Origin of the sequence: Bacillus cereus, from assembly GCF_002564555.1 — a bacterium.
In the GTDB taxonomy this organism is placed as follows: domain Bacteria; phylum Bacillota; class Bacilli; order Bacillales; family Bacillaceae_G; genus Bacillus_A; species Bacillus_A cereus_K.
Window position 1 is genome coordinate 1 of the sequence record NZ_NUVD01000010.1, and the last position, 13,122, is coordinate 13,122.

Consider the following 13,122-nt stretch of genomic DNA (forward strand, 5'->3'; position numbering starts at 1 on the left):
TTGTGATTTTTTCGATGGATTTAAAAGTGGCTTCAGTTCTAAAACTGAAAAAGTAGAAAATCAGGACAAATAATAAAATTTTTATAGATGTTTTGAGGCCAAAAGATGACTTATTCAATGTCATCTTTTGGCCTTTTTTCTAGTGAAATTTAAAGTAAACTTCTATGTATTAGTTTACTTTCAAAATGTTATCCCATAAAAAAAGAACCTTACTTGTAAGGTAAGATTCTTTTTTATCTATTAACTTTTTTTATTTTACTTACAAAAAGACTAATAATACCGATAGCTATCAATGAATAACCAATTGGTAGTAAATAAAACGGTTCTACAAGAGTGCCATCTGCTGCGATTTTAGATCCGATCGTATTAAAGCTAACTAAACATCCGATTCCTAAGATAAATGGTATGAAAGATAAAATATATTTTTTCATTTTAGACCTCCGTCTTTAAGTTTATTCACCATATAATAAGTGCTGTATAGTCAGTATTATAATCCCTTTGTATTAATTAGTACTATTCAATTACATGACAAAAAGCTTACAAATTCGTAAGGTATGGACAGGGAATTCTAAGCGTACGAAATGTTGATGCTATCCAATTATGTGTATTTGTTTTTTCATTAGGTGGTTGTGATTTTTCGGAAGGATTTGAAAGTAGAAAATCAGGAGAAAAAATAAAGTCCTTTTAGCTTTTTTCTATTGAAATTAAAAGTGAATTTCTATGTAAAAGATGTGTCGTTTTATTAAAAAGTCTAAATTAAATCAATTAAATGCGATAAAATTTAGTCAAAAATAATGAAATTCTAAGAACAATAAGGTACACTAGTCAATGGTTTTGGTTTAAAATCGATTGATGTTGATATATACGGGGGAAAGATTAATGAACAACAATGCAATAAATGAGCCAGTTGAAGAAGTAGATAAAAAAAGAGTAAGATCAAGCAAACGTTTTCCAAATTGGAAGCTTATCGCAGCGGGTGGTGGTATAATTACACTTCTCATTGGGGGAATGAGTTATTATCAGGCAACCCACTTCAATTCAAATGTTACGATTAATGGCACAAAAGTCGATGGTATGACTGCTAATCAGGCAATACAGAAATTAAAAACATCTGGACTAGAAAACAAAGTCTATGTCGGGCAACAACAAATTTTAGATGAAGAAGATACGAAAACGGAACTTACGGAAAAAGATTTGCCTCAAGTTAAGAAACTATTAAAAAGCCAGTGGACATTTTTCCCTTCCTCAAAGGAAACAAATTATTCACTGCTACCAGAAAAGGCGGATCAATATCGTAGCGAAACGTTGAAAAAACTTGTAGAAGAAAAGCTCGTCTCTATGAATAAAAAGTTAAAAGCGCCTCAAGATGCTATGGCGAAGCTCGAGCAAGGAAAATTGGTTGTCTCGAAAAGTGTTGATGGGAAACAGTATGACGTTGCTAGTATATTGAAAGATTACGAAAAACAGAAGTATAAAAGCGAAATTCATCTGAAGTCTACATACATACAGCCTATTAAAGAAGACAATCCGATTATCAAAAAAGAAGAGAAAGCACTACAGGATCTTCTTCAACAGTCCGTTGATTATAAGGTACAGAATGAAGTGTATCCATTAAAAGCGAAAGATTTAATTCAAAATGCCTCTATGTCAAAGGATATGAAAGTTACAATCGATGCGAGTGGCATTAAGGATAAGATTGCTGAAATTAATAATGCTAAATCAACATTAAATAAAGATTTCGCATTTAAAACTCATTCTGGTTCGGTCATTTCAGTAAAAGGACAGGGCTATGGCTGGGCACTAGATGTTGAAAAAGAAACAAAGCAAGTTGGGCAAGCCTTTGAAAAAGGCGAAAAATCGCTTTCTGCTTCTAATATTCACGGAAATGGCTGGAATAAGGAAGGCATCGGTTATGAGACAACATCGAATAATGGCATCGGAGACACGTATGCGGAAGTTTCAATTGCAGAGCAACAAATTTGGATTTACAAGGACGGAAATTTAGCAGTGACAACAAATGTAGTTACTGGGAAACATAGCACGGGTGAAGATACATCACCAGGTGTGTGGTACATCCTTTATAAACGAACACCATACACACTCAAAGGTAGTGCAGTAGGTAAAGCTGATTATGCTGTTAAAGTAGATTATTGGGCTCCGTTCACAAATGGTGGCCAAGGATTCCACGATGCCGGCTGGCGAACAAACTGGGCAAATAATGCCTATTTAACCGGCGGATCTGGAGGGTGTGTTAACCTTCCTCCTAGTGTTGCAAAAACTGTGTATGATAATTTAAGTACGTATGAACCAGTTATTGTGTACTAGTAAATAGCAACCTCGTGTGAAGCGATATATGTATCAAGAACTTAAATTTATAAAAGAAGCAGTGAAATAATTATACATAGTGAAAAAGGATCTGATAGGAATATCAGATCCTTTTTTCATTCGTAACATAGAATACTTGCTTACCGTATCTGCTTAACTAGGATTTAGAAACTGTTTCGTTTTCAGATACTACAATCTTATCTCGTCATCTTCTTTATTTTGGGAGAATAGAAATTTCTTAAGTTACATGTTTTATGCAACTAACAAATGATGATGTTCACTACTACTTTCATTTCTGTTATAACAAATTCTACAATAGATAGTAGAACGTATATTTGGTATAATCGAAACATACTACTTGAAACGATGTACATAATTTATGAAATTCATGTAATGAGATAAGGAATTCATGATAATAACTAAATAAAAAAGTTCCAGTACATATAGAATTCAGTTTATGTTATACAAATCCATTGTTAGAAAGGAAAAGATGTAATGAATCAAATTTCATTTGAAGATTTATTTGAAGAAGAAAAAGAAAAGGTGGAGGTAGCTGAGATACCAGTACCTTTATCGCCATTGCAAAAAGATATTTTGGAGTTAATTAATTCTGAAGAAATAAGTGCACTTGAGCTATGCGAACAATTAATACGATCCGGTAAAATACCAGATGAAAGATTTACAACGGATAAGCCAAAAGCATATGGACAAGTATGCTTAATATTAGAAGGTTTTGTTAAGGAAGGGAAGCTTACTTTTATCAAAAATGATGAGAAAAGAGATAGGGTATATAAAATGAAAGAAGAAGTATAAGTTGTACAGAGGGAACCTTTGAACTTTTGATCCCGTTAGTTCATTAATGTCCACAAAAAAGGTGTCAATCTTTCCTAGATTGACACCTTTCTACTTTTAACATCTTACATATTTACGTTTGAAGCCAAGTCTTCCTCTATCAAGTTCTTTCTGAATACTTTCAGAAGCATTTAGCAAACTGCTTTTTTTATTATCACGTTTTACTTCAACTATACCAACTTCTTTTGCAGTCTCGACAGCTTTTTCGTGTAGTGGTACATACGAAATTGCAACAGTGTTTAAAAAATTATTCATAGCAGATTTTGTTCGTTCTGGAGAATCATGAATTGTATTTTTCACAATTTCAAGCATATCGGAAATTTTGCTTTCGGAAAATTCATTGTCTTTGCGATTCCCTAAAAGCCAGCAGTAGCAACTCCAGCCAGCTGACATCCTAAGCTCGTCACCGCTCGCAATCCATTTATCAGCAACATCTTGTGCAATGTCTGATTCTGATAAAGTTACTGCCACCACATAATCGGATAGCATATAAAAATACGCCCCGTCTATCCAGCGATCAAAATCAGATTCGTTCATAGCCTTTGGATCTGCAATAATACCTGCAAAGTACATAGCATCGTAGTTACCTGTGGAATAAAGTTCCTCAGCTAAATCTTGATTTAATTTTATTTTCTTAGCAATCGGTTTCATAGCACCTGTAGCAACTCCAAAAACTGGCTCGTGCGCACCGTTAGATATGTATATTTTTTTCGTTCTTTCCTTACCGAGGGCTTCAAGCTCTTGCATAACTGTTTTAAAATCCATAGTTGTGCACTTCCTTCCTTAATATAAAAACCATTTTAATTGTAATGATCTAGTGTGCATTTTTACCGAGTCTTCCATACTTCTCAAATTTCATACTAATCGTATGTGAGCGGGATGTCTACTTTCTATCATTCCTTGGCAATTTAGTTAGTCATTTTGAAAGTCTAACTATCTATAATTGTGAGGATGCGGGGAGAAAAAATACAGATGCATGGCTTTCTACATAGATTTTTGAAGTGAGGGAATTCAATGTAGCGAGATTTTAAGAGGATTAATAAATCCAGTAAATATATTTTTGTATATTGTAAGAAGAGTGTAGGAGACATATGTAATTAAAAACTAAGATCTAACTTTTTATTTTAAAACCACTATATAAGCCCCTTCCAAGCCCCTTATAAGCACCTACCAAGTAATAAATCATTAAACAAAAACAAAACAAAAACAACTACAAGAACAAAAAAGCGCGAAAAAATAAAACCGTCGTTGTAGTAGTTAAAAATTTTGGAATTCAAATGCCAAAACCATTCCCTTATTCCTATTTTTATATTGAAGGATTGAATTTTGCTTTTTTAAGAATAAAAGGAGGAGGGGGAACAGATGGCGGTATACCGTAATGTGCGGGTGAACTTTTGGCAAGATGAATTCATATTAGATTTAACGCCAGAGGAGCGTTATTTTTATATATATTTGTTAACTGGTACGAAAACGAAGCAATGTGGAATTTACATATTACCGAAGCGTTTGGCAGAGCTTGAAACAGGTTACAGTATGGAAACTGTTGAGAAGTTGTTGAACCGCTTTGTTGAATACGGAAAGATTTTATATGATATGGAAACGAAAGAGTTATATATTACAAATTGGCTACGCTATAATCCTATCTTAAATACGAATATAGAAAAGTGTGTGTTACGTGAATTAAAGGCTGTGAAAAGTAAAGCATTCATACATATGTTTTTACGTAAATGTCTTGAAGAAGGATGGAAGATTCCGTTGTTACTGCAGCATTTTGGTATGCCAACAGAAGAGGTGAATAGTAGTTCAGAAACAGTTATTGAAGAGGAGGAAGATGTAGAAAAGGTAGAAGAGACTACTTCCTATAGCGAAGTTTACAAGTTTTATGAACAACATATTAGTAGTTTATCCCCATATATCGTGAAGGGATTAAAGGGATGGATGAAAAGAGTTTCAGGAAGTGCAGTACTAGAGGCACTTAAAGTTGCGTTTGAACATAATAAGCGAACGTTCGCTTATGTGAAGGGAATTTTGAGGAATTGGTGTAAGGAAGGACGAGTAAACTTCAGTAAAGGAAAGGAAATAGTGCGTAAGAGAGCGGTGTTCGGTTTGTATGATCCATAGCATGAGAAAGTAAGGGTTTTTCAACTTTTCTAAAAGGTTCTTTCACAATAGAAGCGAATAGTTTCAGGAAGGAGGGGTTATATGTGGAGGTCGTCATAAAGAAAAAACGAAGTAAAGGAAAAAGAATTTTTATTTGGTCTAGTAGTATCGTTCTTTTGTTGGTTATCTGCACTGCAATTTTTTTGAACATATATACGCTGAGATCTATGCCAAAGATAGATGGAACGATAAAGATAGAGGATTTACAACATGCTGTTACGGTGAAGCGAGATAGTAAAGGTGTACCGCATATTAAAGCGGAAAATGCACATGATTTATATTTTTCGCAAGGATATGTACAAGCGCAAGATCGTTTGTTTCAAATGGATTTAAGTAGAAGACAAGCTTCTGGGACATTAAGTGAAGTAGTTGGAGAAGCAGCTGTTGATAGAGATAAGTTGTTTCGAACGCTCGGTTTACGTCGCGCAGCAGAAGCGTCTGTTAGTCAATATGATGGGGAAGCGAAATACGCTTTGCAGTCATTTGCTGATGGGGTGAACGCTTTTATACGTGAGGCGAAAGCGGAAAAGAGACTGCCAGTTGAGTTTACTCTATTAGGTTATGAACCTGCTGAATGGTCAATGGTGGATTCTTTAACGATTGGAAAGTATATGGCGTTTGATTTAGGAGGACATTGGCACGGACAGGCGTTTCGTTATTGGGCGCTGAAAAATCTTCCGAAAGAGCAAGCGAATGAACTATTTCCAACATATCCGAAAGATGCACCTAGATTACTAGCTGAACTGCAAAATACAAATGTGAATATAGTGCAAAGCTTTTCAAAAACAATCATTCCACCTGAGTTTAACGGGAGTAATAACTGGGTTGTGAGCGGTGAGAAGAGTGCTTCTGGTAAGCCGATTTTAGCAGATGATCCTCATTTATCTCTTGCGACACCTTCTATATGGTATCAAACGAGACTTGACATGAAAGATTTACATGTGAGTGGCGTTATTTTCGCTGGAGTGCCAGGTATTATATTAGGACACAATGACAAAATAGCATGGGGCGTTACGAATACAGGTCCTGATGTGCAAGATTTATATATTGAAAAGAGAAATCCTACTAATGAAAATGAATTTTTGTATAACGATAAATGGGAAAAGGCTACTGTTGTTGATGAATCTATTAAAGTAAAAGGCGGGAAAACAATTCCTTATAACGTTACGGTTACGAGGCATGGTCCAGTCATTTCAGAGTTTGCGGATAAGGGGAAGGAGAAAACGAAAACAGTATTTGCTTTAAAGTGGACTGCTTTGGAGTCGTCAGCTGAGTTAAAGGCTGTATTAAATATGAATAAAGCAAAAGACTGGAATGAATTTGAAACTGCACTCCAAGATTTTCATACACCAACTCAAAACTTTGTATTTGCATCAAATGATGGCACAATTGCGTATAAAGCAAATGGAAATATACCAGTGCGTAAAAAAGGAGATGGTAGTTTGCCAGTTCCAGGGTGGACAGATGAATATGAATGGGAAGGGTATATACCATTTGATCAGCTTCCAAAAGTAATCAATCCGAAAGAAGGGTTTATTTCAACTGCGAACAATAAAATTGTTGATGATGATTATCCGTACCATATTAGTAATACGTGGGCGCAGCCATATAGGCAAATGCGTATTCAAGAGTTTTTGCAAGAGAAGGATAAGTATACGGTGAAAGATTTAGAAGATTTACAGATGGATCAAAAAAATTTATACGGGAAAGAGTTTGCGCCTATATTTTTAAAGGAGTTAAATAAAACAGCTTTAAATGAAGTAGAGAAAGAAGGCGTAAAACAATTAACAAAGTGGAACTTTTACGACAGTAAAGACGAAGCGGCGCCATTAATTTTTCATTTGTTAATGAAGGAGATTTCAAATACGTTATTTTCAAAAGAAATACCGAAAGATGTAATGGAGCTGTTTGAAGGGAAACAACAAGTTGTCGATGAATTAATTCGTAAGCAAGTAAATGGTGAAAATAGTGCTTGGTTTACGAAGTACGGAGGCTTCACAGAAGTTGTGCATACATCGTACGAGAATGTCATGAAGAAATTACAGAAGGAATATGGACCCGATGTTGCGGAGTGGAAGTGGGGCGATTACCATCAACTTGCTTTTACACATCCAATTTCGAGATCATCTAGTATGTTAGCATTACTCGCATTTAATCGTGAGAAACCAGTTCCAATTGGCGGAAGTCAAGTTACTGTTCAAGCAGCGAATTACGATGATAACGGTATTGTAAATCACGGGGCCTCGTGGCGATTTGTCATTGATACGAAAGATATGTCAAACGGTTATCATATCGTAGGACCAGGACAGTCAGGACATTTTAGAAGTGATTGGTATCATGATCAAATAGAGGATTGGGTAAATGGCACGTATCATACGACTACACTTAATACGGCGGGGATAGAAGGGAAAGTGTTAACTTTACAGCCGAAATAATGTTAGAAGGGACTCTTACTATATGTAAGGGTCTCTTTTTATTTACTTTACTATTTTTAGAGAATTTGTATGAATTAGTAATGAATGAAGGTGAACAACATTTTTATGGATGAAAACTCCATTGTTTTTTCTGGAATATATGTGAAACGTTGTATAGAATAAGCAAGAATGCCAAAAAATATAGGGGGAAAGTTGTGAAGAAAAATAAGAGTTTAATAATTTTTTTAGGGGTGTTTATCATGTTGTTTTCTTTTTGTTTCCAAGGAAAGGTACAGGCAGATGTAAATACTGTTCAATCTGGAAAAATAAAAGCAGGAAACGTAACGGTATGGGAAGTTGGAAATGTGGCGAAAGTGTTAGCGGATGTAGAGCGCTTAAATTTAAATACCGTAAATGTACCGATTCAAGTGGATATTCCGAATGTCACTTCTACTAATATGGTAATTAATCAGGCACAAAAGAAACAGGCTATTATTTTAATTCAAGAATTATTAAAGCGTAATATTCAAGTTATAGTGGAGCCGTTCCCATTTATTCAACGAGGAAATGTAGGAGAGACAGAATGGAATCCAAGTAATATTAATGATTTCTTCTGGAATTGGAAAACGGTTGTTCTACAAGATATTTTTAATTCCATTACTAGTAAATACAATGTGTATGGATTAAAGATTGCTTCTAACTTCGTTAATATGGAATATGCAGAAGGATACTGGAGCGATACGATTGACTTTGTTCGTAAGCAGTATAAAGGAAATGTTTTGTATCAAATGAATTGGTGGTTAACGGCAAGCTTTGATCCTTCTTATGAGGCGAAGTTTGTAGAGAAAATAAATCGTCCATATTTGAAAAAGGTGGATATTGTTAGTATCGATAGTTGGTTTGAAGTTTCAGGAAATAGAAATCCATCGTACGAAGAGGTGAAGCACAGTTTATTTGCCACGACAGTTTATAATCGTGGGCAAAATATTGTTCAGCAATTGGAACAATTACATAAAGCAACCGGAAAGCCAGTTTACTTTGGTGGATTCAACGTTCCAGCGCGTGAACTTGGACTGCAAAATCCGTGGAATCCAGACGTTTCAAATGTGTTTTCAAAAGATGTGCAATTAAATGGATGGCGTGCTTACCGAGATGTATTAGAACCAAAGCCGTATTTTAAAGGTTTTTCCATTTGGTTTATTGGCTCTAATGATAGTATGCATGCGTATCAAATACATAGTAAAGAGGCAGAGGCAGTTATTAACGGTTGGTACCGAAAATAAATTTTTGAAAATAGGCAAGTTTTTAAGTATAGTACATATATTTTTAGTGAAAGGCCTTTCACCATCTTATCACCTAGGGGGCAATCATAATGAAATTTTTGTCTTACCTTACAGTAATTTTGGTGATTCTTGGCGGTTTGAATTGGTTGTTTGTGGCGTTAGATTATAATGTAGTTGAGAAATGGTTTGGTTCTATGCCGGCGCTTGTGGACACCATTTATTGGCTCTTTGGTCTTGCTGCTATTTATCAAATTTTTGATCGGTTTTTTACGAGTAAGTAGCTATTATAATTTATTACTAGAGTGTTAAGTACGATTATGTACTTAACACTTTTTTACATGTTTATAAAAAAATGGTTGCGTTTGCGAGCGGTTCCATTGCGTCTTACGCCTTAATAATAGAAAAGAAATTGACCATGTAGCGTATTGTGAGTTATAATTCAGAAAGTTTAAAAATTAATAATAATGAGAAATAGGGAGGTTACCTGGGTGATGGAGAGAGTATACAATTTTTCAGCAGGACCATCAATACTCCCTTTGCCAGTTTTAGAGAAAGTGCAAAAGGAGCTTGTAAATTATAACGGGACAGGCATGTCTATTATGGAAATGAGTCATCGATCTTCTTATTTCCAAAGTATTATTGATGAAGCGAGCAGCTTACTTCGTGAATTAATGAACATTCCTGATGAGTATGAAGTATTATTTTTACAAGGCGGTGCTTCATTACAATTTTCTATGATACCGTTAAATTTAATGAATACGTACAAAAAAGCTGGGTACGTACTAACTGGCTCATGGTCTAAAAAGGCGCTGCAAGAAGCCGAAAAAGTAGGGGAAGTACAAGTGATTGCTTCTTCTGAGCAAGAGAAGTTTACTACGATTCCTAAATTAGATGGTTTACTAAATGATGTAAAACTAGATTATGTACATATTACAACAAACAACACGATTGAGGGGACGAAATATGTGGACATTCCACATTTAGAAAGAGTGCCGCTTGTTGCGGATATGTCCTCAAATATTTTATCAGAACAATATGATGTTTCGCAGTTTGGTCTCATATATGCGGGAGCGCAAAAGAATTTAGGACCAGCGGGCTTAACGATTGCTATTATAAAAAAAGATTTAATTGGCGATGCAGATCGCTCTTGTCCGACAATGTTAAACTATGAAACTTACAGTAAAAATAACTCCTTATATAATACACCGCCATCCTTTAGTATTTACGTTACGAAACTTGTACTAGAGTGGTTAAAAGAGCAAGGCGGAGTATCTGCGATTGAAGAACAAAATAGAATGAAATCGTCACTTCTCTATCATTTTTTAGATGAATCTAAATTGTTTACTTCACCAGTTGATCCTACGTATCGATCACTTATGAACATTCCGTTTACAACACCGTCAGAAGAGCTTAACAATCAGTTTTTACAAAAAGCGAAGGAACGCGGTTTCGTTACGCTAAAAGGACATCGCTCAGTCGGCGGAATGCGCGCTAGTATTTACAATGCGATGCCAGCACACGGCGTACAGCAATTAGTAAATTATATGAAAGAATTTGAGCTTGAGAATAGATAGGGAGATGGGAATATGTTTCGTGTTCAAACGTTAAATCAAATTGCGGAAAAAGGTTTGCAAGTTCTTGGCGGAGAACGTTATGAAGTAGGGGATAGCATTGACCACCCAGACGGTATTTTACTTCGCAGCTATTCTTTACATCAAGAAGAGTTTTCAAAAGATTTAAAGGCGATTGCAAGAGCTGGTGCTGGTGTAAATAATATTCCTGTAGATCGATGTACAGAAAAGGGAATTGTAGTATTTAACACGCCAGGGGCAAATGCAAATGCAGTAAAAGAACTTATTATCGCGAGCCTTATTATGTCTTCCCGTAACATTATTAATGGAGTAAGCTGGACGAAAAATTTAGAGGGTGAGGAAGTACCTCAGCTTGTTGAATCAGGGAAAAAACAATTTGTTGGATCAGAAATTGCCGGGAAGCGTCTAGGGGTTATCGGCCTTGGCGCAATCGGTGCTTTAGTTGCAAATGACGCGTTAGCGTTAGGAATGGACGTTGTCGGATACGATCCTTACATTTCAGTTGAAACAGCGTGGCGTCTTTCTACACATGTACAAAGGGCGTTTAGCCTAGATGAAATTTTTGCAACGTGTGATTATATTACACTTCATATTCCTCTTACGAACCAAACGAAGGGGATCATTGGGGAACACGCTATAGAGACGATGAAAAAAGGAATGCGTCTATTCAATTTCTCTAGAGGAGAACTTGTAGATGAAAAGGTCCTTCAAAAAGCGTTAGAAGAAGAGATTATTGCACATTACGTAACGGACTTCCCAAATGAAAATGTTATAAAGATGAAAAATGTAACAGCGACGCCTCACCTTGGTGCATCTACGTCGGAATCTGAAGAAAATTGTGCGGTCATGGCAGCCCGTCAATTACGTGAATATTTAGAGACAGGAAATATTCGTAATTCAGTAAACTATCCAAACGTAGAACTGCCGTATATCGGTAAGAAACGAATTACAATTATGCATCAAAATGTACCGAACATGGTAGGACAAATTTCAGGATGTTTAGCTGAACATCATATTAATATTGCAGATATGATTAATCGTAGTAAACATTCTTGGGCGTATACAATGATTGATATCGATAACGGAATTGATGATATAATTAAAGAGAATATTGTGGAAAATATAAGCAAAATTACAGGTGTTGTAGCCGTTCGAATGATTGTGTAAAGGAGAGAGGAACTTGGCAAAAATCCGACCGTTTCGGGCCATTCGTCCAGTAGAAGGTAAAGCATTGCAAGTTGCAGCTTTACCGTATGACGTATTAAATAGTGAAGAAGCAAGAGAAGTTGTAAAAGGAAATCCATATTCTTTCTTACACGTTGATAAAGCAGAAATTGATTTAGATCCGGCGCTTTCACCATACGATGATCGCGTATATGAAAAAGCGGGTGAAAATTTAAATCGATTTATACAAGAAGAAGTATTCATTCAAGATGAAGAGCCAGCTCTATATATTTATGAACTGACTATGCAAGGAAGAACGCAGTCAGGTCTTGTTGTTTGTACATCGATTGACGAGTATGAAGATGACACAATTAAAAAACATGAAAGAACGCGTCATGAAAAAGAATTAGATCGTATTCGTCACGTTGATGTGTGTGACGCAAATACGGGGCCTATCTTTTTAACGTACCGTACAAAAGATGAAGTGAAGCGTTTAATTGCAAGTTGGAAAGAAGAACATGCGCCAATTTATAAATTTACAGCAGAAGACGGTGTAGAGCATGTTGCTTGGAAGGTTGCAGATGAAGATGTAATTGCGACTTTAGTAAACGCATTTGAAGACATTCCTAACTTGTACATTGCAGATGGACATCACCGCTCCGCATCAGCTGCAAAAGTAGGGCTTATGCGAAGAGAACAATATCCGAATTACACAGGAGAAGAGGAGTTTAACTTCTTCTTATCCGTTTTATTCCCTCATGATGAACTATCCATTTGGGACTATAACCGAGTGGTGAAAGATTTAAATGGTTTATCAGAGGAACAGTTTTTAAAGCAAATTGAACAATATTTTTATGTGGAAGAAGCAAATGTTTCTCCGTATAAACCAAATGAACCAAAATCATTTGGCATGTATATAAACGAGAAGTGGTATAAGCTTACTGTGAAAGAGGAAACGTTTGATGCGAACGATCTTGTGAGAGGTTTGGATGTATCTATCTTGCAAGATCATTTATTAAGCCAAGTACTTGAAATACATGATCCGCGATCTGATTCCCGTATTGATTTTGTCGGCGGAATCCGCGGACTAGAAGAACTAGAACGTCTTGTGAACAGCGGTGCATATAAAGCTGCATTCGCATTATATCCAACGTCAATGGAAGATTTATTAGCAATCGCAGATGCCGGGGAAGTAATGCCACCCAAATCAACGTGGTTCGAACCGAAACTGCGCAGTGGATTGTTTGTTCATTCGTTAAAGTAAATAGACTTCGTTAGTTTTGAAAAACCGAACTGATTTTTAGTTTCGGTTTTTCTTATGTAAGAAAGGAA

General features: G+C 35.8%; 11 protein-coding genes. 9 read left to right on the forward strand and 2 right to left on the reverse strand.

Annotated features, from left to right (window positions below; genetic code table 11):
• Nucleotides 1–233: 233 nt before the first annotated feature.
• Nucleotides 234–431, reverse strand: a complete 198-nt coding sequence (locus tag COI75_RS04635) for a DUF3955 domain-containing protein (RefSeq protein ID WP_000759974.1) — start codon at nt 429–431, stop codon at nt 234–236.
• 448 nt (nt 432–879) lie between these two features.
• Here COI75_RS04635 and COI75_RS04640 point away from each other — a divergent pair, with 448 nt between their 5' ends.
• Both COI75_RS04640 and COI75_RS04645 read left to right on the forward strand, forming a co-directional pair.
• On the forward strand, nt 880–2,325 hold the full coding sequence (locus tag COI75_RS04640; protein WP_001062025.1) for a L,D-transpeptidase family protein: 1,446 nt from the start codon (nt 880–882) through the stop codon (nt 2,323–2,325).
• A 495-nt stretch (nt 2,326–2,820) separates the two neighbouring features.
• A complete protein-coding gene (locus tag COI75_RS04645) occupies nt 2,821–3,138 on the forward strand; it encodes a DUF3895 domain-containing protein (RefSeq protein ID WP_001071906.1) in 318 nt (105 codons plus the stop codon).
• Nucleotides 3,139–3,234: 96 nt separating this feature from the next.
• Here COI75_RS04645 and COI75_RS04650 read toward each other — a convergent pair whose 3' ends face one another.
• The gene (locus COI75_RS04650; RefSeq protein ID WP_000346311.1) at nt 3,235–3,942 is read right to left on the reverse strand and encodes a DNA alkylation repair protein; all 708 of its coding nucleotides are present in this window, start codon (nt 3,940–3,942) and stop codon (nt 3,235–3,237) included.
• 597 nt (nt 3,943–4,539) lie between these two features.
• On the opposite strand from COI75_RS04650, the gene COI75_RS04655 reads away from it, so the two are divergent.
• From COI75_RS04655 to COI75_RS04685, 7 genes are all read left to right on the forward strand, one after another.
• Nucleotides 4,540–5,298, forward strand: a complete 759-nt coding sequence (locus COI75_RS04655) for a DnaD domain-containing protein (protein ID WP_000312129.1) — start codon at nt 4,540–4,542, stop codon at nt 5,296–5,298.
• Between the two features lie 83 nt (nt 5,299–5,381).
• A complete protein-coding gene (locus COI75_RS04660) occupies nt 5,382–7,772 on the forward strand; it encodes a penicillin acylase family protein (RefSeq protein ID WP_000454335.1) in 2,391 nt (796 codons plus the stop codon).
• A gap of 194 nt (nt 7,773–7,966) precedes the next feature.
• Nucleotides 7,967–9,034: a glycoside hydrolase family 113 gene (locus tag COI75_RS04665; RefSeq protein WP_000739748.1), complete on the forward strand. Its 1,068-nt coding sequence runs from the start codon at nt 7,967–7,969 to the stop codon at nt 9,032–9,034.
• Between the two features lie 89 nt (nt 9,035–9,123).
• A complete protein-coding gene (locus COI75_RS04670; protein ID WP_000670799.1) occupies nt 9,124–9,315 on the forward strand; it encodes a DUF378 domain-containing protein in 192 nt (63 codons plus the stop codon).
• 210 nt (nt 9,316–9,525) lie between these two features.
• Nucleotides 9,526–10,608 carry a 3-phosphoserine/phosphohydroxythreonine transaminase gene (serC, locus tag COI75_RS04675; RefSeq protein ID WP_002095509.1) on the forward strand — a complete coding sequence of 361 codons (1,083 nt, stop codon included), beginning with the start codon at nt 9,526–9,528 and terminating at the stop codon, nt 10,606–10,608.
• Between the two features lie 12 nt (nt 10,609–10,620).
• Nucleotides 10,621–11,793 (forward strand): 3-phosphoglycerate dehydrogenase family protein, encoded by a 1,173-nt coding sequence (locus COI75_RS04680; protein WP_000490245.1) that lies wholly within the window; start codon nt 10,621–10,623, stop codon nt 11,791–11,793.
• 13 nt (nt 11,794–11,806) lie between these two features.
• The gene (locus COI75_RS04685; RefSeq protein ID WP_001063089.1) at nt 11,807–13,054 is read left to right on the forward strand and encodes a DUF1015 domain-containing protein; all 1,248 of its coding nucleotides are present in this window, start codon (nt 11,807–11,809) and stop codon (nt 13,052–13,054) included.
• Nucleotides 13,055–13,122: the final 68 nt, after the last annotated feature.